The sequence below is a fragment of the Rhizobium sp. 21-4511-3d genome, from assembly GCF_053522545.1.
The window spans coordinates 258,779-280,665 of record NZ_JBNWCF010000006.1 but is presented as its reverse complement, the minus strand read 5'-3'; the positions used below and the strand labels follow the sequence as shown (position 1 = coordinate 280,665).

The 21,887-nt window shown below is 63.1% G+C and carries 24 protein-coding genes and 1 pseudogene; 13 read left to right on the top strand and 12 right to left on the bottom strand.

The features are described 5' to 3' along the window. Positions 1-186: 186 nt before the first annotated feature. The 6 genes from ACQZ5H_RS15785 to ACQZ5H_RS15760 all read left to right on the top strand — a co-directional run bounded on the left by ACQZ5H_RS15785 (position 187) and on the right by ACQZ5H_RS15760 (position 3,457). Positions 187-1,029, top strand: coding sequence for an alpha/beta fold hydrolase (locus tag ACQZ5H_RS15785; RefSeq protein ID WP_449098297.1), 843 nt, complete (start codon positions 187-189; stop codon positions 1,027-1,029). Positions 1,030-1,231: 202 nt separating this feature from the next. Then, complete coding sequence (locus tag ACQZ5H_RS15780) at positions 1,232-1,384, top strand: hypothetical protein (RefSeq protein WP_165402710.1); 153 nt, start codon at positions 1,232-1,234, stop codon at positions 1,382-1,384. 31 nt (positions 1,385-1,415) lie between these two features. Next, on the top strand, positions 1,416-1,649 hold the full coding sequence (gene rpsU, locus ACQZ5H_RS15775; protein ID WP_112711239.1) for a 30S ribosomal protein S21: 234 nt from the start codon (positions 1,416-1,418) through the stop codon (positions 1,647-1,649). Between the two features lie 56 nt (positions 1,650-1,705). Next, positions 1,706-1,900 (top strand): hypothetical protein, encoded by a 195-nt coding sequence (locus ACQZ5H_RS15770; protein ID WP_112711238.1) that lies wholly within the window; start codon positions 1,706-1,708, stop codon positions 1,898-1,900. A 158-nt stretch (positions 1,901-2,058) separates the two neighbouring features. Beyond that, entirely contained in the window at positions 2,059-2,205 is a 147-nt protein-coding gene (locus ACQZ5H_RS15765) for a DUF1127 domain-containing protein (protein WP_112711237.1), read from the top strand. Between the two features lie 229 nt (positions 2,206-2,434). After that, on the top strand, positions 2,435-3,457 hold the full coding sequence (locus ACQZ5H_RS15760) for an LLM class flavin-dependent oxidoreductase (protein ID WP_449098296.1): 1,023 nt from the start codon (positions 2,435-2,437) through the stop codon (positions 3,455-3,457). On the opposite strand, the gene ACQZ5H_RS15755 is transcribed toward ACQZ5H_RS15760, so the two are convergent. The 9 genes and pseudogenes from ACQZ5H_RS15755 to ACQZ5H_RS15715 all read right to left on the bottom strand — a co-directional run bounded on the left by ACQZ5H_RS15755 (position 3,458) and on the right by ACQZ5H_RS15715 (position 11,450). Next, entirely contained in the window at positions 3,458-4,336 is an 879-nt protein-coding gene (locus ACQZ5H_RS15755; RefSeq protein ID WP_449098295.1) for a Pnap_2097 family protein, read from the bottom strand. 2 nt (positions 4,337-4,338) lie between these two features. Continuing rightward, entirely contained in the window at positions 4,339-5,610 is a 1,272-nt protein-coding gene (locus tag ACQZ5H_RS15750; RefSeq protein WP_449098294.1) for an MSMEG_0569 family flavin-dependent oxidoreductase, read from the bottom strand. Positions 5,611-5,622: 12 nt separating this feature from the next. Next, positions 5,623-5,910, bottom strand: a complete 288-nt coding sequence (locus tag ACQZ5H_RS15745) for an MSMEG_0570 family nitrogen starvation response protein (protein WP_199628304.1) — start codon at positions 5,908-5,910, stop codon at positions 5,623-5,625. Next, positions 5,903-7,189: an MSMEG_0565 family glycosyltransferase gene (locus ACQZ5H_RS15740; protein WP_449098293.1), complete on the bottom strand. Its 1,287-nt coding sequence runs from the start codon at positions 7,187-7,189 to the stop codon at positions 5,903-5,905. Before ACQZ5H_RS15740 ends, ACQZ5H_RS15745 begins: the two co-directional genes overlap by 8 nt. 28 nt (positions 7,190-7,217) lie before the next feature. Further along, positions 7,218-8,276, bottom strand: a pseudogene (locus ACQZ5H_RS15735) (sll0787 family AIR synthase-like protein); the annotation flags it as partial. Further along, complete coding sequence (locus tag ACQZ5H_RS15730; protein ID WP_449098292.1) at positions 8,276-8,818, bottom strand: MSMEG_0567/Sll0786 family nitrogen starvation N-acetyltransferase; 543 nt, start codon at positions 8,816-8,818, stop codon at positions 8,276-8,278. The gene ACQZ5H_RS15730 and the pseudogene ACQZ5H_RS15735, both read right to left, overlap by 1 nt. Beyond that, the gene (locus ACQZ5H_RS15725; protein WP_449098291.1) at positions 8,815-9,939 is read right to left on the bottom strand and encodes an MSMEG_0568 family radical SAM protein; all 1,125 of its coding nucleotides are present in this window, start codon (positions 9,937-9,939) and stop codon (positions 8,815-8,817) included. Before ACQZ5H_RS15725 ends, ACQZ5H_RS15730 begins: the two co-directional genes overlap by 4 nt. Continuing rightward, the gene (locus tag ACQZ5H_RS15720) at positions 9,860-10,909 is read right to left on the bottom strand and encodes a Nit6803 family nitrilase (RefSeq protein ID WP_449098290.1); all 1,050 of its coding nucleotides are present in this window, start codon (positions 10,907-10,909) and stop codon (positions 9,860-9,862) included. The genes ACQZ5H_RS15725 and ACQZ5H_RS15720 overlap by 80 nt, the downstream gene beginning before the upstream one ends. Positions 10,910-10,967: 58 nt before the next feature. Next, on the bottom strand, positions 10,968-11,450 hold the full coding sequence (locus ACQZ5H_RS15715; RefSeq protein ID WP_112711228.1) for an MSMEG_0572/Sll0783 family nitrogen starvation response protein: 483 nt from the start codon (positions 11,448-11,450) through the stop codon (positions 10,968-10,970). Between the two features lie 390 nt (positions 11,451-11,840). Here ACQZ5H_RS15715 and ACQZ5H_RS15710 point away from each other — a divergent pair, with 390 nt between their 5' ends. Further along, the gene (locus ACQZ5H_RS15710) at positions 11,841-13,244 is read left to right on the top strand and encodes an aminotransferase-like domain-containing protein (RefSeq protein ID WP_449098289.1); all 1,404 of its coding nucleotides are present in this window, start codon (positions 11,841-11,843) and stop codon (positions 13,242-13,244) included. A gap of 239 nt (positions 13,245-13,483) precedes the next feature. Continuing rightward, positions 13,484-13,876 (top strand): DUF983 domain-containing protein, encoded by a 393-nt coding sequence (locus tag ACQZ5H_RS15705; RefSeq protein WP_112711335.1) that lies wholly within the window; start codon positions 13,484-13,486, stop codon positions 13,874-13,876. A 78-nt stretch (positions 13,877-13,954) separates the two neighbouring features. Here ACQZ5H_RS15705 and ACQZ5H_RS15700 read toward each other — a convergent pair whose 3' ends face one another. Both ACQZ5H_RS15700 and ACQZ5H_RS15695 read right to left on the bottom strand, forming a co-directional pair. Continuing rightward, the gene (locus tag ACQZ5H_RS15700) at positions 13,955-15,100 is read right to left on the bottom strand and encodes a M24 family metallopeptidase (protein WP_449098288.1); all 1,146 of its coding nucleotides are present in this window, start codon (positions 15,098-15,100) and stop codon (positions 13,955-13,957) included. A 127-nt stretch (positions 15,101-15,227) separates the two neighbouring features. Beyond that, entirely contained in the window at positions 15,228-15,755 is a 528-nt protein-coding gene (locus tag ACQZ5H_RS15695; protein ID WP_449098287.1) for a PAS domain-containing protein, read from the bottom strand. A 187-nt stretch (positions 15,756-15,942) separates the two neighbouring features. Between ACQZ5H_RS15695 and ACQZ5H_RS15690 the strand changes: the two genes are divergently transcribed. From ACQZ5H_RS15690 to ACQZ5H_RS15670, 5 genes are all read left to right on the top strand, one after another. After that, the gene (locus ACQZ5H_RS15690; RefSeq protein WP_449098286.1) at positions 15,943-16,347 is read left to right on the top strand and encodes a carboxymuconolactone decarboxylase family protein; all 405 of its coding nucleotides are present in this window, start codon (positions 15,943-15,945) and stop codon (positions 16,345-16,347) included. A 163-nt stretch (positions 16,348-16,510) separates the two neighbouring features. After that, positions 16,511-17,662, top strand: a complete 1,152-nt coding sequence (locus ACQZ5H_RS15685) for a vWA domain-containing protein (RefSeq protein ID WP_199628296.1) — start codon at positions 16,511-16,513, stop codon at positions 17,660-17,662. Positions 17,663-17,839: 177 nt separating this feature from the next. Beyond that, positions 17,840-18,736, top strand: a complete 897-nt coding sequence (locus ACQZ5H_RS15680) for a fructose bisphosphate aldolase (RefSeq protein ID WP_130281643.1) — start codon at positions 17,840-17,842, stop codon at positions 18,734-18,736. Positions 18,737-18,860: 124 nt separating this feature from the next. Continuing rightward, positions 18,861-19,529, top strand: a complete 669-nt coding sequence (locus tag ACQZ5H_RS15675; protein ID WP_413712313.1) for a response regulator — start codon at positions 18,861-18,863, stop codon at positions 19,527-19,529. A gap of 1 nt (position 19,530) precedes the next feature. Then, positions 19,531-20,940 carry a sensor histidine kinase gene (locus ACQZ5H_RS15670; RefSeq protein WP_449098285.1) on the top strand — a complete coding sequence of 470 codons (1,410 nt, stop codon included), beginning with the start codon at positions 19,531-19,533 and terminating at the stop codon, positions 20,938-20,940. A gap of 54 nt (positions 20,941-20,994) precedes the next feature. On the opposite strand, the gene ACQZ5H_RS15665 is transcribed toward ACQZ5H_RS15670, so the two are convergent. Beyond that, positions 20,995-21,876, bottom strand: a complete 882-nt coding sequence (locus tag ACQZ5H_RS15665; RefSeq protein WP_449098284.1) for an ABC transporter permease — start codon at positions 21,874-21,876, stop codon at positions 20,995-20,997. Positions 21,877-21,887 lie beyond the last annotated feature (11 nt).

Here is a 21,887-nt window from a genome sequence, read left to right as displayed (position 1 = left end):
CGGATGGTGCAGGTCCGCGACCGTACCAGCAATGGCTGCAGTGGGCATCTTGATCTCCTGAGGTCCATCACTAAAGATGCCGCGCGCTGACCCGGCGACACGAGCCGTCTTTTTCCGGTCAGCCCGCCTATCCGCTTGGCTTGCCCTTTAAACAATTCAACCCCAAACGATAAGAGGACGACCAATATGACCGAGCATTTCGTCACCACCAAAGATGGCGTGCAGATTTTCTACAAGGACTGGGGCCCGAAGGATGCCCAGCCGATCATGTTCCATCATGGATGGCCGCTTTCGGCCGATGACTGGGACAATCAGATGCTGTTCTTCGTGCAGCGCGGCTATCGCGTCATCGCCCATGACCGCCGCGGCCATGGCCGTTCTTCGCAGGTGAGCGAAGGTCACGACATGGACCACTACGCCGCCGACGCCTCTGCCGTCGTCGAGCATCTCGATCTGAAAAACTCCATCCATATCGGCCACTCCACCGGTGGCGGCCAGGTTGCGCGCTATGTCGCCAAGTTCGGCGAGCCGCAGGGCCGCGTTGCCAAGGCCGTGCTGGTCAGCGCCGTTCCGCCGCTGATGCTGAAGACCGCGGCCAATCCGGGCGGTCTGCCGCTCGAAGTCTTCGACGGCCTGCGCAAGGCGCTTGCCGATAACCGCGCGCAGTTCTTCCTCGATGTCCCGACCGGCCCGTTCTACGGCTATAACCGTCCGGGTGCCGCGATCTCCGAAGGCGTGATCCGCAACTGGTGGCGCCAGGGCATGATGGGCAGCGCCAAGGCCCATTACGAGGGCATCAAGGCCTTCTCGGAAACCGACCAGACCGAAGACCTGAAGAATATTTCGGTACCGACGCTGGTGCTGCATGGCGACGACGACCAGATCGTGCCGATCGGCGCTTCCGCGCATGAATCGATCAAGCTTCTGAAGAACGGTACGCTGAAGGTCTACAAGGGCTATCCGCACGGCATGCTGACTACCCATGCAGACGTTCTGAACGCCGACCTGCTCGCCTTCATCAAAGGCTGATCGCATCCGGTGCAAGCCTCCGCCGCGGCCCGGGCTGCGGCGGAGGTTCATCGAGCGCGCCTTGCAAACTGGCGCCCGTCTCCCTATCTTTTCGTCATCATTCACATACTAACCCAAGGCATCGCCGGCGCTCAGCGCCGGCCGGCTGGCGTTTTGCGCCGGCTGGTGCCGGATGCCGCCCTCAGGCGGCCAAGGATGACATTTGAACAAGACGAATACCGCGATTGCGCCTGCCGCGGCAGCGCCGCGCGAGCGCGACGAGGCCGTGAAGCGGCCCGACAAGAACTGGAAGCCCTATCCCTGCCTGCTGACGCGCCGGGAACTGAAGGCGATCATCGCCAAACAGCTGGGCTGAGACATCGAACGCCAACGATAAGGAGAACACCATGCAGGTCATTGTCAGAGACAACAATGTGGAACAGGCAATCCGCGTCCTCAAGAAGAAGATGCAGAAGGAAGGCCTGTTTCGCGAGATGAAGGAACGCCGCGCCTACGAGAAGCCGTCCGAACGGCGGGTGCGCGAGCGGGCGCAGGCCGTCGCCCGCGTGCGCAAGGCGGCGAGGAAGAAGCTGCAGCGCGAAGGGCTGTTGCCCACGAAGCGCCGCGCTTCGGCACGGTAACGATCCAGGGGCCGCCGGCAGATGCGCCGGCGGCCGGGACATGAAAGGGTTGTGCGATGGAAGAACTGTTCAGCATGAATGTCTCGGATGAGAGGCTCGAGGACTGCCGCGAGGTGGTGGAGCCGGATCTCCAAGATTTGATCCGCTCGACGATTGCCTCCGGCTTTAGCGCCGAAGAGGTGCTGATCGCGATCAGCGAGCTCGTTGCCGAGGACTTCGCTCTCGTGGTGAAGACGCCGAGTGTCCATTAATTGCCCTTCATATGGGCAAGCTATGCAATTTACGCATTGCTGATTGGATGTCTTTGCGCTGCAAATCCGAGGCGGCTCATATTATGTACATCTCATCGAAGCGAACGGAGCGCCGATTGGGGCAGCAGGGTTCGCAAAGCCCAAGGAAGGGGACTAAGATGAACATTGCACGCTCTTTCAATAACTGGCGCAAGTACCGTCAGACCGTTGCTGAACTCGGTCGCATGTCGAACCGCGAACTCAGCGACCTCGGCATCGGCCGCAGCGAAATCCAGTCGGTCGCACGCGCTGCTTCCGGCCGCTAAACGGCCGGCGAAAGCCGAATAAAATCCCATACGAAACGCCGGTTCATACGAGCCGGCGTTTTTGTTTTTGGCGCATGGGAGTGTCCCGCTTGGCGCATAGCGGGACTGCGCTGCAAGCAACACGCATTTTCCGGTGCCGTGGCGACACTCTGTTCAATCAGCTGCGGCTATACCGGGCGGCGCTCCCGTGCGAAGAAGCCGGCAACGAAACATTGCAATTGGTGATACCATGAAAAAGATTGGCTTTCTCTCCTTCGGCCACTGGTCGCCCTCTCCGCAATCGCAGACCCGCTCGGCCGGCGATACGCTGCTGCAGTCGATCGATCTCGCCGTTGCCGCCGAAGAGCTCGGCGCCGATGGCGCCTATTTCCGCGTCCATCACTTCGCGCGCCAGCTGGCTTCGCCTTTCCCGCTGCTCGCCGCCGTCGGCGCGAGGACGAAGAGCATCGAGATCGGCACGGCCGTTATCGACATGCGCTACGAGAACCCGCTCTATATGGCGGAAGATGCCGGTTCGGCCGATCTGATCGCCGGCGGTCGCCTGCAGCTCGGCATCAGCCGCGGTTCGCCGGAGCAAGTGATCGATGGTTATCGCTATTTCGGCTACGCGCCCGCCGAGGGCGAGAGCGACGCCGATATGGGCCGCCGCCATACCGAAGTCTTCCTCGATGTGCTCAGGGGCGAAGGCTTTGCCGAGCCCAATCCGCGGCCGATGTTTCCAAACCCGCCCGGCAAGCTGCGCCTCGAGCCGCATTCGGAAGGTCTGCTTGAGCGCATCTGGTGGGGATCGAGCTCCAATGCCACTTCGGTCTGGGCCGCCAAGCTCGGCATGAACCTGCAGAGCTCGACGCTGAAGACGGATGAGAGCGGCAAGCCTTTCCATGTCCAGCAGGCCGAGCAGATCCGCATCTATCGCGAGGCCTGGAAGGAAGCCGGTCACGCACGCGAGCCGCGCGTCTCCGTCAGCCGCAGCATCTTCGCGCTGATGAACGACATGGACCGCGCCTATTTCGGCGCAAGCGGCCAGAGCCAGGACCAGATCGGCTATATCGACCCGCAGACCCAGGCGATCTTCGGCCGTTCCTATGCCGCAGAGCCCGACAAGCTGATCGAACAGTTGCGCAAGGACGAGGCGATCGCCGAGGCCGACACGCTGCTGCTCACCGTCCCGAACCAGCTCGGCGTCGCCTACAACGCGCATGTGATCGAGAGCATCCTGAAGCATGTCGCGCCGGCGCTCGGCTGGCGGTAATCAGCTCCAGGCCGAGAAGATCTGGCCGATCACTTTGCCGTCTTCGCGCAGGAGGCGGCAAAGTGCGGCGCGACGTTCAGGCGTCATCGCCATCAGCTCCAGATAGACCGTCTCCCCCTGACGGATATTGCCGGAAAAGAACACGTCGCGGTGCCGGATCGGTCGCGTTGTGCCGAACCATCTCCCGAAGGCGCGATCGGTGATCGCCTGGAACTGCGCGAAATAGAAAAGCCCCGCACCGTTGAACTCCTGCGATGCATCCGGCTCGAAGCGGAAGCCACGCAATCGCTTCGGCGGATTTGCCTGTAGGCCGAGATGGGTATCGAGCTGGCCGGAGCGTAGCAGCGAGGCAGTGCGGGCGAGCGCGTTCTCCGCAGTAGCCTCCGCCATGCCGGGCAGGGGCACGCGGGCGATCGAGTAATTGTCACCGTCCCGGGTGCGGTGGACGAAGGTGGAGATCAGCTCAACATCGCCGATGGGTATGCCTCGCACTGATAGCGCGTGGCGGGTAGAGACCTGTGTGCGCGAGACCGGGGTCAACGCCGAGCGAATGGTCAGGACGTCGTTGGCGCGCGCCTTGTCGAAGCGCGCATCCTGCAGCGAGGTCGCGCAGATCGCCGCATAGGCTTCGCCGCCGTCGGACGTGCGGAAATCGGCGTCGGGCATGCCGAGATGACGGGCGAGCATCAGCCAGTGCCGGTGGCCGAGTTCCTTCATCAGCCACGTATCGGAGAGGCCGGCGGAGGTCATATGCGGCATGCCGATCAGCAGGTGCGGCGACAGTGCCTGCTCCATCAGTTCCGCCACCGATGGTATTTGCGGTGGCAGATGGCTTTCCGTTTCCCGGGCATTCGCGAAGTCGAGGACGGCGATATTCATGCTCAGCCGCCCGCCGCCTGTTTCAGCACTGGCCGGCCGCTTTCCAGATGCCCGGCGAGGTGGCCGACGACATGTTCGGCATCCTTGCCGACGGCAAGGAAGCGACCGGAGCCCCAGGTCCACAGCCACGGCAGCCCCAGCACATAGACGCCATCGATGCCGGTGACGCCGCGCCGCTGGACGGGGTAGCCAGTACCGTCGAAGATCGGCAGGCCGACATAGGACCAGTCTGGCGAGAAGCCTGTCGCCCAGATCACCGACGTGATGCCTGCCGCCTTGAGATCGAGTTCGGCCGGTTCGCCCTCGGGTTCCCACAGCGGCGTATAGACGTTCGCGGGCGGCGCATCGATGCCCTTTTCAGCGATGTGGCGGTCGATCAGCGCGTTGATGCCGTTATAGACGCGGTCGGCATTGTCGAGGTTGGATTTCAGATTGGGCGCAAACAGCATCTTGCCGTTCGAGACGCCTTCCATGCGGCCATAGAGCGCCATGCCTTCGAGGGCAAACTTGCGCAGATCGAGGTCACGGCCGCCATCGCGCCCGGTGAGATAGTGGTTGGTGTCGTGCTTTTTCTTGGTCATGCCGTCATGCTCGACGGTGATGTCGTACTGGCCGACATCGGCCAGCCAGTCCACCACATCGCGGCCGCGATAGAAGCGGGCGCAGCGCGGCGCGTTGCCGGTGACCATATGCACCTTGCGCCCGGCCAGATGCAGATCCTCGGCGATCTGGCAGCCGGATTGGCCCGAACCGACGACGACGACGGCACCGTCCGGCAGCAGGCTTGGATTGCGGTAATCGGCCGTGTGGATCTGCAGGATATCGTCGGGCAGCCGCTCGGCGGCGCGCGGTATTGCGGGCGCGCTGTAGAGGCTGGTGGCAATGATGACGCTGTCGGCGGTGATGCTGCCAGCCGAGGTCTCGATCTTGAAGAGATCGCCGGTCTTTTCCAGCGAGGTGACGCTGGTGCCTTCCAGCACCGGCGCATTCACCTTCTTCACGAAGCGGTCGACATAGCCGATGATTTCATCCTTCACCATGAAGCCGTGCGGATCGTCGCCGTCATAGGGATGATCGGGAAGCTGGCACTGCCAGTTTGGCGTCACCAGGCAGAAGGCATCCCAGCGCTCGTTCTTCCATTTGTGCGCCACCGTCTTCTTCTCGAAGACGACATGATCGATGTCGTGCTTCTTCAGATAATGGCTGGCGGAAAGACCGGCCTGTCCGCCGCCGATCACGGCAGTGCTGTAATGCGGCTTGAGGAGAAATGTCATGGGACGTTCCTTTCAGAAAATGAAGCTTTGGCAGCGCACGCGCGCATCGGCGTCGGATAAGAAGCGGGCACCGGCCTCCTCGATGCGGGCGAGCTGGCCGCGGGCGAGTGAGCAGGGGTAGCCGTATTTCGCCTCGACCCGGTCGCTGGCGATGCCAAGTGCCTGACGGCTGCGGTCGAGAAAGTCGCGGATCGGATAGGTCTGGCCTTCCTCGAAGAAGTCGCGGATCACCAGCGAGGGCGAGTAGCAGGTTTCCTCCCGGCCATCGGGCCAGGCGATGACGAAGCGCATTTCAGGCATGGGCAGGCTCCCTCAATGTCTCGTAGGCGTCGAGATGGGCAGCGGCGGTGCGCCGCCAGCCATGACCGGCGGCGATCACCAGGCCGCGCGGGACCAGCCGCTGCCGCACCGGCGGCATCAGCGAAATAGCCATAGCTTCGGCAATCGAGGCGGGGTTGTTCGGATCGCACCAGATGGTATCGCCGGAGCCGAGATATTCGGTGAAGGGCGCAATCGAGGAGACGACAACAGGAATGCCGCTTGCCATCGCTTCCAGCACGACAAGACCGAAGCCCTCCTTGACGGACGCAAAGACCAGCGTATCGGCGAGGCGGTAAAGCGCAGGCATGTCCTCATCGGCGACTGTGCCGAGGATATGGACGGCCCCCGCATGATCGCCAAGGGCGGCGACGGCTGCGCGAAACTCGCCCTGATAGCCGCGGTGATCCAGCAGTGATGCGCCACCGGCGATGACGAACTGTGCGTCGGGGCGGATGGCGCGCACCTGCCGGAAGGCTTCGAGCATCGAGAGCGTATTCTTGCGCTCCTCGATGCCGCCGACCGACAGGAAGACCGGCCCTGCGGGCAGGCCGAGCTTGCGGCGCAGCGCCGAACCATCGGCGGATGGAGAGAAGCGGGCGGTATCGACGCCGTTGCCGACGATGGTCGAGGAAATCCCGCGTTCGCGCTTCAGCCTGTCGCGCCACAGGGCGCTGACGGTGAAGAACAGGTCAGCATTGTCGATCGACCGGTCCTGCAGCGCCATCAGCCTGGCATCGCTGAACTGGTCGATATGATGGACCGTGCGGGCGAAGCCGGCGATGAGGCCACGTTCCTTGAGCGTTGCCAGCGCATTGCCCGAAATGCCGTCGTGGGCGTGGTAGAGGTCGAAATCGCGGTTGGCGGGATTGTCGAAGTGATCAAGGTAGTCGGCAATGCGCTGTTCGACCATTACAGTCATGTCCGAGAGCATGGAGTTCGCGGCCCCCTCATCCGCCTGCCGGCACCTTCTCCCCGATGGGGAGAAGGAATCTGCGGCTTGCTCAACATCCCCTTTCCCCTCGGGGAGAGGGTAGGGTGAGGGGGCTGTAGTCTCAGCGTTTGCGGGCTGGGCAACTGGTATGCAGACTGTCTGGCATGCCGTTGCCCTGAAAAAACCTGTCCCCTTTGCATCCGGCGCATGCAGCACGACATCGTGCCCGAGCGCGGTCAGTGCCTCGGAGAGCTGCATGGCGTGGACGACGCCGCCGCGCGGGTTGGTGGAGTGCGAGAGCATGGCGATGCGCAGCGGGCGGGTCATGCCGCATCCTCCCGGTGTTCGCGGAGGGGCCGAGCCGCAGCAGCGGGGTGGCCGCATAGTCGCGGATGACGGCGCGCGCAGTGCCGTCAGTGATCGCAACCTCGCTGCCTGGTACGACCGTGCCGATTGCGGCGGCTGTGATGCCGCGGGCCGAGAACCTGGAAATAACGGCGTCGACATTCTCCGGCGCGACCGACAGCAGATAGCCGTAGCTCGGGAAAGTCGCGAGCCAGCGGTCGAGCGTCACGCCTGATGGCAGCGGGATCGCCGCGACGTCGATCTCGATGCCGACGCCGGAGCATTCGGCGAGCATGATCGCGGTGCCGGGAATGCCGCCCTGGCTGATATCCTTGGCGGCGAGCGCCAATCCGGCCTCGGCGATTTCGGGCAGGATTTCCAGATCTCCGCGCAGCCGGGCAGGCGGCGCGTCTGTCGCTGCTTCCCAGTTGTTAAAGGGCTCGCGGTAGCGGCCGCGATGATCGACCGCGGCGATCAGCACATCGCCGGGGCGGGCGTCGAAGCTGGTCAGCAGCCTTTTCGCCCGGCCGAGAATGGCGACGGAGAGCTGGTGGCGGTCGGTGCGGATATTGGTGTGACCGCCGACGATCGGCACGCCATAGGTCTGTGCCGCCGCCCGCATGCCTTCCAGCACTGGAGCGGCATTCTCCTCGCCATTCGCCCAGAGCGCATCGACGACAGCGACCGGCCGTCCGCCCATGGCGGCGACATCCGAGATATTGACCATCACCCCGCACCAGCCGGCCAACCACGGATCGGCGGTGACGAACTCGTTGATGAAGCCTTCGATGGCAAACAGCAGATAGCCGTCGCCATCCGGCAGCGCGGCGCAATCGTCGCCGACGGGGATGGCTGGCGACAAGAGGACGTGCGGCGCCGTCCCGCCAAGATGACGCAGCGAGTGCGGCTGGGTTGGCGCCTCACCCTTGTGGGGAGGGGTTGGGGAGGGGTTTGCAGCTCCCATCAACCCCAAACTCTCCGCCGCAAACCCAATATCAGCCTTTGCAGCCATGCTCGCGGATGCCCGGAGCTTTTCGGCCAGCGCCGCGATGTCGATTGCTTCGCCCATCACGCCGCCTTCTTTGGTAGTGCCACGAAACCGGCCTCCGGTGTCGGGCAGGGCGGATACCAGGCGAGATCGGCCTTCATCCGCAGATGCGGCTTGCCGTAGATCTCGAATTCCTCGACGACATCCCAATGCAGGCGGCGGAAGAGCAGGCCGTTCTGCACCTGCACATTGGCAAGGAACGTGCGGCAGCCCATGGCATTGGCCGAGGAGACGGCGAGCTTGATCAGCGTCGCACCGAGCGCTCCGATCTTGCGGAAATCCTCGTGGACGGCGAGGCGCGAGCCCCACCAGAGCCCGGGCTCCTCCTCATGAATACGCACCGTCCCGGCCAGCCGGTCTGAGGCGACGCCCATCATCGAGAGCGCGACGATCGGGATGGCGTGGTCGTCGATCGCGTCGCGATCATCGCCGTCGAAAATCTTCTGCTCCTCGCAGAAGACGGTGCGGCGCAGCGCATGTGCCTGCTGCCTTTCCCAGGACGAGGTGGCGAACTTCACTTGGAATTCCGCGGCGCGGTAGGGAGCGAAGGGTTCGTGCATCATTTGGTCAGCATCCTTTCGTAGGTCGAAAGGGCCGAGCAGGCGCCGCATTTGCCACAGCCGGCCTTGATATCGACGGCCTTCAGGCCGCTATCGACCAGCATCTTCGACAGCGGTCCAAGGATCGAATGCATGAAATCCGGCTTCGGCGCCGGGTGGCTTTCGAGCGGCGTTCCGGAGATCGGCACAAAGGGCACGACGAAGGGATAGACGCCGATCGCCACCAGCTTCTCGCAGATGTCGAGGATCGCTTCGCGGGTATCGCCGAGACCGGCGAGGATATAGGTGGAGACCTGGCCGCGGCCGAATACCTCGACTGCCGCCTTGAAGGACGCCATGTATTTCTCGATCGAGACCTGCGCCTTGCCGGGCATGATGCGGGCGCGCACCTCCGGTGTGACGACCTCGAGATGCATGCCGAGCGCATCGACGCCAGCATCCTTCATGATCTGGAACCAGGCATCGTCTTCCGGCGGCTCGCATTGCGCCTGGATCGGGATATCGACCGCCGCCTTGATGGCACGGGCGCTGTCGGCGAGGATGGAGGCGCCGCGATCCGGACCCTTCGGCGTGCCCGTCGTCATCACCATATGCTTGACGCCATCGAGCTCGATGGCGGCCTTCGCCACCTCGGCAAGCTGCTCCGGCGTCTTGTGGGCGATGGTGCGGCCGGCGGCGAGCGACTGGCCGATGGCGCAGAACTGACAGGTCTTGGTGCGGCTCTGATAGCGGATGCAGGTCTGCAGCACCGTCGTTGCCAGTACATCGCGGCCATGCAGCACGGCGATCTGCGAATAGGGGACGCCATCCGCCGTTGTGCGCTCGTAGAAGCGGGGGCGCAGCGGGAACGAGACCTCGCCGAGCACGCGGCCATCGCGGCTGATGCGGCTCTTGCCCTCTTCATCAGGCTTGTCCACCAGATAGGGGCTTTCAAAGGCCGGGGCGGTGTGCACCGGTACCATGACGGTCATCCCGTCGATGGTCATCGGCTTATGGTCGGACGGACCGGCGCCGCCGCGGCGGCTCTCGTGCCCGGCCTTGGGATCAACCAGCCTGGCTCCGTAGGACTGCAACTCGTTGATCAGGATCTCGGTCGGAAGACGTGTCGTCGTACTGGTATCCATCGGTGTTGCTCCTTGCGGCTGCGGTTTCGAAAGAATTCTGGGAAGCGATCATCGGCGCGGTGGCGCGGCCATCGATGACGAGGTGAAGCAGTTCGGGGCGGGCGTAGTGGCCGACCGAGTCCATCATCCGTTTGCGCTTGGTGATCAGGCTCATGTCGAGATCGGCGATCAGGATGCCTTCGCCCTCGGTAATCGGCGGCGCCAGATGCTTGCCCTCGGGCGAGATGATCGCCGTCATGCAGCCGCCGCGCAGCGCCTTCTGCAGATTCTGGTCCGGCGTGATCGAGACGATCTGCTCGTCGGTCAGCCAGCCCGTGGCGTTGACGACGAAGCAGCCGCTTTCCAGCGCATGGTGCCGGATCGTCACTTCCATCTGCTCGGCGAAGATCGGGCCGACCATCGAGCCCGGGAACTGGGCAATATGGATTTCCTCGTGCTGCGCCATCAGTGCGTAGCGGGCGAGCGGATTGTAATGCTCCCAGCAGGCGAGCGCGCCGAGCCGGCCGATGCGGCTATCGACGACAGTGAGCCCGGAACCATCGCCCTGGCCCCAGATCATTCGCTCGTGGAAGGTGGGGGTGATCTTGCGCCGCTTCAGCAGTAATTTGCCGTCGGCATCGAAGAGGAGCTGGGTATTGTAGAGCGAGCCGTGATCCCGCTCGTTGACGCCGAGGGCCACGACGATGCCGTGCTCACGGGCGGCAGCCGCGACGGCATCGGTTGCCGGGCTCGGGATGGTGACGGCCTCCTCGTAGAGGCGAACGTGCTCGCGTCCAGAAAGGACGGGTGGCAGCACGAAGGAGAAATACGGATACCAGGGAACGAAGGTCTCCGGGAAGACGATCAGCTCGGCACCTTTCGACGCCGCCTCGCGGATGGCGTCGAGCACGCGCGCCAGAGTCTTCTCCCGGGAGGTCAGATCGGGAGCGATCTGCGCGGCGGCGGCCCGGACGGTCAGTTTCTTCTCCATGGCAAAAAAATCCTTGCTTCGGTTTCCCCTCTCCCCGGCGGGGAGAAGGGAGCGGGGGTCAGAGCGTCCAGGTATCGAGGATGAAGGCGCCGTCGCGGCGGTGGAGCAGGATCAGGTCGAGCACATCGAGCGGGCTGATCGGCGTGATGCCGGGGATCAGAGAGGGTTCGCCGTGTCCGTAAAGCGCCTGCAGCGCAAAGCGGCAGGCATAGACCTTGCCGCCCTCATCCATGAAGCCCTTGATCTGGTTGTTGAAGTTCAGATGACCGGGGAAGGCTTCCATGCCGAGTTTGGGGAAGCCGCGCTGCACGCCGAGTGTGACGCCCGGGCCGTAGAGCAGCACCGAGGTCTCGAAGCCCTTGCGCTTCAGGCGCTTGGCCTGCAGCAGGTTGACGAGGCCGATCGAGCCTTCGAAGGCGACGGTATGGAAGGTGATGAGGGCCTTCTCGCCCTCCTTTGCCTGGACGTCTTCAAAGACCTTGTCTTCGTAGTCGACGAAGAAGTCTCCATCTGCGTGGGCCGGTGCGGTAACTGCGGGCATGAATGGCTCCTGTGTTTGAAGTCAGGCCCCTGTCGCGGGGTACAGCCATTGAATTGCAAGCACCGTGCCAGATTGAATCTGCACAAATAGCAGTCAAAATCACAGGAAATGCGATCAATATTGCATTCAATGTCGATGATCGCTTGGATTGCCGCTAAAATGGCGTGCAGTTCCCTGCCAAAAATGAGTGCATCTATGACTTGAATGAATGCATTCAATATGCAATCAAATGTCAGCTGTTTTGCTCTGCCGAGCTGCAGATGCGGCATTCCGCCGTTGCGCGGCGGCCGATTGTCGCCGTGATTTCGCGTGACAGGACGAGGGTGCAACAATATACCATCAATGTCCCCGGATTCCCTTCCGACGACGATCACGAATTGCGGATATGAAATGAAAGACTGGCATCCCGACCTCAGCCGTTCCTCCAGCCCTCGCTATATGGCGATCGCCGATCTGATCGAGATGGATCTGCGTAGCGGCGTGCTTGCGGTCGGCGACCGGCTGCCGCCGCAGCGTGAGCTTGCACGCAGGCTCAATATCGACTTCACCACTGTCGCTCGCGGCTATGTCGAGGCGCAGAAGCGCGGGCTGGTCGGCTCGCATGTCGGGCGTGGTACCTTCATCACCGGCGGTCAGGACAAGGAGCGCCGCGGCTTTGCTTCCGATGCAGCGCCCGATCCGCGCCGCGCTTCCGTCGTCGACTTCTCGATGAACCTGCCGCCCGAGCCCGATGATCCCGAGCTGCTCGACCGCATGCGCGAGGGCATGTCGGCGGTTGCCACCAATCTCATTCCGTTGCTGCGCTATCAGGGCTTCGGCGGTTCCGGCATGGACAAGGAGGCGGCGGCCGCCTGGCTCAGCCGCCGTGGCCTCGTGCCATCGCAGGAGCGCATCTTCGTCACCCCCGGCGCACACCCGGCGCTGCTGGCGATCTTCGGCCTGCTGGCGCGGCCGGGCGATACGGTTCTCTCCGAAAACATCACCTATCCCGGCATGCGCTCGATCGCGGCACAGCTGCGGCTCAACCTTTCCGGCCTGCCGATGGACGAGGAGGGCATTCTGCCGGATGCGCTGGCGGATGCCTGCGAGCGGCTGAAGCCGAAGGCGCTCTATCTCAATCCGACGCTGCAAAACCCGCTGACGCTGACCATTCCGGAGCGCCGGCGCGAGGAAATCGCGGCCGTTGCCCGCAGATACTATGTGCCGATCGTCGAGGACGACGCCTATGGTTTCATTCCGCTGCATGGCCCGCCGCCGCTCGCTGCCATCGCGCCCGACCTGACCTGGCATATCGGCGGGCTGGCGAAATGCATCGGCGCCGGGCTGCGGCTTGCCTTCGTCGTGGCGCCCGATACCAAGGCGATCTGGCCCTTCGTCAGCGCCATGCGCACCAATAATGTCATGGCCTCGCCGCTCAATCTGGCGCTGGCAACGCGCTGGATCGAGGATGGCACGGCCGACACCATCCTGCGCTTCATCCGCGCCGAGGCCGCCGCCCGTCAGCAGATGGTGGCCGGCATCCTGCCGGAGGGAAGCTACAGGGCCGATCCGATCAGCTTCAATATCTGGCTGCCGCTGACCAATGGCTGGACCCGCTCGACCTTCGGCAGCCATATGCGCAGTTCCGGCATCGGCGTCGTCGCCAGCGATGTCTTTACTGTCGATGGTGCGGCCGCCGAAGCCGTTCGCGTCTGCGTCGGCGGCCCGATCAGCCGCGAGAGGCTGCGTGGCGCGCTGGATTTCATGGCGCATGCGCTCGAAGGGCCGCCTGAGATGACCGCGTCCTTCTTCTGACGCTTCATTTGATCGACTTTGATGAAGGCGGGCCGTTGTGCCCGCTTTTTGCGTTTGCCGGCGCTATCGTTAAGCGCCGGGGACGCGCGGAAGGGCTCCATTAATCCTCTTCCCACAATCCTGCGGCATTGTGACTAATAGACTAGCAATCCGCGTTCAATGTAATTATATTGTATGCATACATTTTGAGGCATTGAATGCATTTAAGGATGCCTCGCAACCCGAAAAGCGAGACTGCCGTGGATACCGATTATCCTCCTCTTCCTCCCATGCAGACCGGCGTGCGCGGCCGTTGTCCGCGTTGCGGGCAGGGGCACATGTTCAATGGCTTCCTGACGCTGAAAACCGAATGCGAGGCCTGCGGCCTGGACTATTCCTTCGCCGACCCGGCGGACGGCCCGGCCTTCTTCGTCATCTGCTTTGCCTGCGTGCCAAGCGTGCTGCTCGGCGTCTGGCTCGAAGTCGCCTTCTCGGCGCCGCTTTGGGTTCAGTTCCTGGTCACCGGCCCGTTCATGGCGCTCACCTGCATTCCGCCGCTGAGGCCTCTGAAGGGGTGGCTGGTTGCCAGCCAGTATTTCTACAAGGCCGAAGAGGGCAAGCTTGCCCGAAGAGAAGCGCATCCGGCCGGCTGATCCAGGCTTCGCCAAAATGAAAACGGCCTGCGCGGGTATCTCGCGCAGGCCGTTTTGCATTTGCTGTTTCGTCAGCGATCAGACCGAGACAGGGTCTTTCGCCGGATGCGTGAACCAGTTGGCGCCGGTTTCGCTCATGTAGATATGGTCTTCGAGGCGAACGCCGAACTGGCCGGGGAAGACCACCATCGGTTCGTTCGAGAAGCACATGCCGGCGGCAAGCGGCGTCTTGTTGCCGCGCACGATAAACGGACCCTCGTGGATTTCCAGGCCAAGGCCGTGGCCGGCGCGATGCGGCAGGCCGGGCAGGCGATAGTCCGGGCCGAGGCCGTGGCTGCCAAAGGTTTCGCGGGCGGCGGCATCGAGCGTTTCGCAGGCAGCGCCGAGCTTGGCCCCATCGAACACGGCCTGCTGCCCGGCGCGCTCGATCGTCCAGGCGCGCTCGAATTCGGCATTGCCGCCATCAAGCATATAGGTGCGCGTCAAATCCGAGTGATAGCCGTCGAGACGGCAGCCGGTATCGACCAGAATGACATCGCCCTTCTGCAGGATCTGCTCGCCATCGGCGCCATGCGGCAGCGCCGTGGCACCGCCGAAGGAGACGATGCAGAAGCTCGAGCCGTTATCGGCTCCGGCGGCGCGATGCTGCTGGTCGATATAGCGGATCACTTCGGAGGCGGCGATACCAGGCTGCAGCATGCCGCGCACCTTGGCGTGGATATCGAGGGTAAGGCCCATTGCGTATTTGATCAGGGCGATTTCGGCGGGCGACTTGATGAGACGAAGGCCGTTGATGAGCGGGCCGCCGTCGACGAGGCGCGCCGGATCCATGACCTTTGAAAAGGCGTGGTAGAAGGCAAGCGGCAGCGCATCGTCGAGTGCAAGCAGGCCTTTGTCGCCCGCGAGCGCGGCAACGAGGGCAGCCGGGCTTTCCTCTTCCTGCCATACGGCGATCTCACCCGGCAGGTGCGGCAGGGTCTCGACGCGGCTGAGTTCGAAGCCCGGAACGATATAGGTGAGCTTGTCGTCCGTGACGACGGCGCCGAGCAGGCGCTCGCTGAGGTGCCAGACGAGGCCGGTGAAATAGCGCAGGCTCTCGGTCGGGCCGAGCAGGGTGGCGGCGATGCCCTGTTCGCGCATGCGGCGGCGCAGGCTTTCAAGGCGTTCGGCGCGCTCGGTTTCGGTAATGGCGGCGACCGGGTGGTTCCATACCTGCTGCATCATGATGCTTATCCATTCTCATTCGAACCGCCGGCGACACCCGCCGGCGCAGGGCCGAAGAGATGCATCCGATTGCCATCGAAGGGAAGTGGTATTTTTCGCCTGCCGCGCGATCAGCTCCAGCGCTGGCTCAGTGCATGGCTTCCGTCGCCCGCAGCGGGTGGCCGAATTCTTTGAGCGCCAGCTCCAGATGGCGCACCATATCCCATTGGCCGCATTGGCGGGCGAGGTGATAGGCCTGCAGGCAGTGCCAGAAGAGGCTGTCCTGCGGCGCGCGCTCATCCGCCTTCGGGCAGACGATACCGGCATAATGCGACGGCGTACCCGCGGCGTCACGGAAGCAGCGGCCAAAGGCCGAGACACTTGCGCGCGTGCCGTCGGGGCGCAGGATGTCGTAGTCCTGCTGATAGGCCGCGCCGGTAACGATCGCCTCGTGGATCGCCTGCGCGATGCGCGGCTTGTCGACCGCATCGATGCGGTCGAGGAAGTGAATGATCGGTTGTCCCGACTGGGCGACCTCGGCATCGAAGCCGAAGAGGGCTGCCAATGTCGTATCGGCATAGACGGTGTCGGTGCCGAGATCCCAGGTGAAGACGCCGGCCTCCGCCAAATCGGCGGCAGAACCGATATCCGCTGATCCGCTTTGGGTGAGGGACATTTGCGCTCTCTAAATTAGATTCGTTCTGATTTTCAGTGTCATATGCACACCGATAGAGGTATCGCAAGATTTCGGGATGGCCGGTCCGTCAGGTGAGCCCCGGGGCAGGCGAAGAATTCGCGCCGCCCGGCTGCAAGCCGCGGAAAATCATGTAGGTTCACGGTTCTTGATCAGGAAAGGAACCGCAATGGCCACCGTCAAGCTCCTCACCGATGCCGAAGTCGAAGCAAATCCCGCTGCCAAGGCGGTGTTCGACGACATCAGAGCCACCCGCAAGTCAGATTTCGTCAACAACTTCTGGCGCGGCCTCGCCAACGATCCCGCCCTTCTGAAGCGGACCTGGGAAGGGGTGAAGACGGTGATGTCGGCCGAAGGCGCGCTCGACCCGCTGACGCGCGAGATGATCTACATCGCCGTCTCGACGGCAAACAGCTGCTCCTATTGCGTCCACTCGCATACCGCAGCGGCAAAGGCGCGGGGGATGACCGAGGCCCAGCATGCCGAACTGCTCTCGGTGATCGCGCTTGCGGGGCAGAACAACCACCTGCTGACGGCCATGCAGATTCCCATCGATGATGCGTTTCTTATCTAGGCGGCGTGGCGCCCTCTGGACGGTCCGCACTGCCTTTACCAACTGGAAAGCATTGTAATTCTTAAGGATATTTCCGAAATCTCCGTCCGTCTCCCGTCAATTGAAGGCCGATCTTAATTAGCGGCGGGAGATGCTGGCCGAAACAAAAGCGGCGGGGGCCAGGATGTTCAAGCGTAGAATTCGTGCATTCGTCAGTGATATCGGCGGTAATTTCGGGATCATGACGGCGGTGCTGATGCCGGTTCTGATCGGATCGGCGGGCGTCGCCGTCGATTTCTCCAATATGCTGCTGACGAAGCAGAACCTGCAGAACTACGCCGATGGCGCGGCACTCGCGGCATCTTCGGCGCTGGCATCGAACGGCATTACCGAGGCGCAGGCGAAATCGCTGGCGACGGACTATCTGAAGGGCCAGATGACAGGCGAGGGCCTGACTGTCTCGCCGCAGATCACCGTCTCGACGGTCACCGGCGTCAACAACAGCAAAACCTATACCGTCGATCTTGCCTTCGATCTTTCCATGGCGCTGTCGCCGATGATGAGTGTCTTCAACCAGCAGACTGCGAAGATCTCCATCAGCAGCCGGTCGACCTCGTCGCGCGGCGCAAGCAATTCGCTGTCGATGTATCTGGTGCTCGACCGCTCGGGCTCGATGCAGACGAGCACGACCTCGATCAAGTCGACGACGCAGCCCTGCCACTATTACTACATGCCGAATGCCAGCACGATCAAAGACGGCGGCAGCAAGACGCCCTGCTACTATCAGCGCATCGAGGCACTGAAGCTGGCGGCAGACACGCTGTTCAGCACCTTTGCGACCGCCGACCCCAGCGCCGGCCTGATCCGCACTGGCGCCGTGTCCTACAATTCCGCAAAGCAGACGGAGACGCCGCTCGCCTGGGGCTGGTCGGCAACCGATAACTATATCGATGCGCTGACCCCGACCGGAGGCACGAGCTCGACGGGCGCCTTCAAGGTGGCGCTCGATGCGCTGAACTCGACCAGTGAAGACACGATCCACAAGAACAAGAACGGCCTGACGCCAAACAAGGCGATCGTCTTCATGACCGACGGCGAAAACTCCTCGTCGTCCGACGACACGACGACGCTGACCCATTGCGCCACTGCAAAGAGCAAGGGCATCACCGTCTATACCGTTGCCTTCAGCGCCTCCGACCAGGGTAAGAACCTGCTGTCGAAATGCGCGACATCTGCGGCGACTTTCTTCTACGCCGAGAACGCTACCGACCTAACGGCGGCCTTCAAAACCATCGGCCAGGTGGCCGCAACAGGTCTGCCGCGCCTGACACAATAATTTGCTCCATACGCCCGTCTTGAGCCGGGCTCAGCCTGCTCCATTTTTAGCTCCGGCCGCCTTCGCAAGAAGGTGGCCGTTTGTGCAGGAATGTGAGACGTTGCTTTTGCGCCGGGCGGCTGCCCGGTTCGATGCCGTCTTCTGAAACGCGCGAGTTGCAGCGCAATGGGGAAAATAATGGCTGATGCAAAAATGATGTCTCAGATGGCTGACAAAGCGGGTTTCATCGCAGCGCTCGACCAGAGCGGCGGCTCGACGCCGGGGGCTTTGCGCCTCTACGGCATCGCCGATAGCGATTACAGCGGCGAAGACGAAATGTTCCGGCTGATGCACGAGATGCGCGTGCGCATCATGACGGCGCCGGCATTTTCCGGCGACAAGGTGATCGGCGCGATCCTCTTCGAAAAGACCATGGATGGCGAGGCCAAAGGTAAGCCTGTGCCGACATTCCTCTGGGAAGAGCGCGGCGTCGTGCCGTTCCTCAAGGTCGACAAGGGACTGGCGGCCGAGGTCAATGGGGTCCAGGTGCTGAAGCCGATGCCGGAGCTCGATGGGCTGCTGGAGCGGGCGGTCAAGAAGGGCATCTTCGGCACCAAGATGCGCTCGGTGATCGCTGAAGCGAACCGGGCGGGCATTGCCGCCGTCGTACATCAGCAGTTCACGGTCGGTCAGCGCATCCTCGAGCACGGTCTCGTTCCGATCATCGAGCCTGAAGTCTCCATCAAGAGCCCGACCAAGCGTGAGGCGGAGGTAATCCTGCGCGAAGAAATCCTGCGCGAGCTCGATGCGCTGCCGGCAGGCAAGAAGGTGATGCTGAAGCTTACGCTTCCGAGTGTCGCCGATTTCTACAAGCCGCTCAGCGACCACAAGTCGGTCATCCGCGTTGTGGCGCTCTCCGGCGGCTACACCCGCGCCGATGCCTGCGACAAGCTCAGCCATAACCACGGCATGATCGCCAGCTTCTCACGCGCGCTGACCGAAGACCTCAGGGTGACGATGGCGGATGCTGAATTCGACACCAGCCTCGGCAAGACGATCGACGAGATCTATACCGCGAGCACCACAAAGTCCTGAGCGGGTAGCGAGGTCAGCGGGCTCCTTCCGGGAGCCCGCATCCCCTGCGAAAACGCGAGCTTTTCTCCCGCGCAGCAAGGCCGGACGCTTTCTTTCCGGCTCCCGGAAATGATATAGCTAGCGCATGAAAATCCTCATCGTCGAAGACAATAGAGAGCTGGCCGACTGGCTCGCAAAGGCGCTCCGCCAGGCACAATATGCAGTCGACATAGCCTTTGATGGTGAGGATGCCGAATTGATGCTCAAGGTGGCGAGCTATTCGGCGGTGATCCTCGATCTCTCGATCCCGAAAGTCGACGGCATGACGCTTCTGAAGCGGCTGCGGCAGAGTGGCGAGCGGGTTCCCGTCATCATCCTGACGGCCAATGCCAGCCTCGACGGCCGCGTCGCCGGCCTGGATGGCGGTGCTGACGATTATCTCGCCAAGCCCTTCGAGATTGCCGAGCTGGAGGCGCGCATCAGGGCGATCGTCCGGCGCGGGCAGGATCGTGCGGCGCCCGAGGTGGTGGTGGGCGATCTCACCTTTGCAGGCGCGACGCGGCAATTTTCTATCAATGGCGAGCCGCTCGCCCTGACGCCCAGGGAACATGCTGTTCTCGAGCATCTGATCACCCGGGTCGGAACGACGGTGTCGAAGGCGGCGCTGTCGGAAAGCGTCTTCGGTTTCGATGACGAGGCGGACCCGAGCGCCATCGAGATCTACGTCCACCGGCTGCGGAAGAAACTTGAGACGAGCTCTGCCCAGATCGCGACGCTGCGCGGGCTTGGATATCTGCTGCGGGACGCGTCCTAGGATGAGCCGTCTGCGGAATGCGCTGACGGGTGTGTGGAGCTTGCGGCAAAGCCTGCGCGCCCAGCTTCTGGCCTGGGTGGTGCTGACGCTCGTCGGGGCAATCTGCTTCAATCTCTATGACAGCTACCGGACGGCCGACCAGACCGCGAAGCTGGTCTCCGACCGTACGCTGCTGAGTTCGGCGCGGGTGATCGCCGAAGCGGTGCGGGTCGATGAGGGCGGCAATATCGAGGCGGATATTCCGCCTGCGGCGCTCGAGATGTTCGATACCGGCTATGGCGATCAGGTCTTCTATCAGGTGATCACCGCCTGGGGAAACCTGGTCAGCGGCTTTCCCGATCTGCCGCTGCCGACCGTCGATCGCACCGGCCAGGACGTGACGTTCCGCAACTCGACGGTTCGGGCGCTGACGCTCAATCACCCGGTCGTCGGCCTGCCTGACGATGGCGATATCTCGGTCACCGTGGCGATCACCCACAACAGCCAATATGCGCTGCGCCGGCGGCTGTGGCTCGACGATTTTAGCAAGCAGTTCATTCTCGTGCTGCTCGCAGGCGCGGTCACCATCATTGGCCTTCAGCGGGGACTGGCACCGGCACTGCGCCTGCGCGATGCCGTGCGCGCCCGCGGGCGCGAGCGGCTCGATCCGTTGTCGCCGGCCATGGTCCAGACAGAGTTCCAGCCGCTCGTGCGGGCGCTGAACGATCACATGGAGCGCGTCCAGAACCAGATGGCGGCGCAGCGGCGCTTCGTGTCGAATGCTGCGCATCAGCTCAGGACGCCGCTGGCGCTGATGTCGACGCAGGCGAGCGTGGCAGCGCGCGAGACGGATGAGATGAAGCGCGACGAGGCGTTGCAGGCGCTGCGCAGCAGCACCCGCCACATGTCGCGTCTGGCAAGTCAGCTTCTGACGCTGTCGCGCGCCGAGCCCGGAAGCCGGAGGCCGCGCAGCGATACGATCGATCTTTCTGCCGCTGCCCGCGATATCGTCGCAGCCCATGCCGAGCAGGCGCTCCAGCGCGATATCGATCTAGGTTTGGAGGTTTCAGGCCCCGTGCCGGTCGAGGGCGACGGCACGATGCTGCGGGAAATGCTCGTCAATCTCGTCGACAATGCGATCCGCTACACCCGCCGCGGCGGCCGGGTGACTATTTCGGTCCGCCGGGCAGGGGAACTTGCCGTTCTCGATGTCGAGGACAACGGTCCCGGCATTCCGGCCGATGAGCGCGAACAGGTCTTCGAGCGCTTCTATCGGGTGCTCGGCACCGAAGGCGACGGCAGCGGTCTGGGATTGGCGATCGTCCGCGAGGTGGTCGATGGTGCCGGTGGCACGGTTGCCCTTGCGGAGGCTGATGGCGGCGGTCTCGTCATCAGCGTCCGGCTTCCCGTCGCGGCTGCGGGATCGGCATGAAAAAGGCCGGATCTCGCGATCCGGCCTTCCGAAGCCTTGGGAGGATGGCCTCTTTTATTGCACGTCCATCTGCTGCTGCGGCCGCCATTTGGCGAGACGGTTCTCGATGATCGTCATGATGTATTCGGCAACGAGCGTCACCACCATGACCAGCAGGATCGCGGCGAACATGCCGGCGGCGTCGAAGGTGCCCTTGGCGATCGAGATCAGCTGACCGATACCGAAGCGGGCGCCGACGAACTCGCCGACGATGGCGCCGATGATTGCAAAGCCGAACGACACGTGAAGGCTGGCGAAGATCCAGCTCATCGCCGAGGGAATGACGACGGTGCGGGTCACCTGCCAGTCGGAGGCGCCGAGAATGCGGGCATTGGCGATCATGTTGCGGTCGGCTTCACGCACGCCCTGGAAGGCGTTGGCGAAGACCACGAAGAACACCATGATGAAGGCGAGCGCCACCTTGGAAGGTAGGCCGAGACCCATGATCATGATGAAGATCGGCGCCAGCACGACGCGCGGGATCGAATTGATCGCCTTGATATAGACCGAGAAGATATCCGAGAGGAAACGGTTTCGGCCGAGGCCGATGCCGACGAAGACGCCGGTGATCGAGCCGGCGAAGAAGCCGATCAGCGCCTCTTCCATCGTGACCCACAGATTGTACCAGAGCGAGCCTTCGGTCGTGCCCTCGGTCGCCCATTCGTACAGGCGCTCGATGACGCCGCTCGGGCTCGAGTAGAAGAACGGATCGATCCACTGCATGTTGGAGGACAGCTCCCACATGCCGATGACGAAGACGAGGATGGCGATCTGCCAGAAGCGGACAAGCGCGGTGCGCCGCTTCATCGCCTTCATCGCGGATGCCTCGATTTCCGCATCCGAGGTTCCCGGGCGAAACAGCGCGGCCGAGCCTGCGCCAATTGTCGTATCAGTCATTGTCCCCTCCC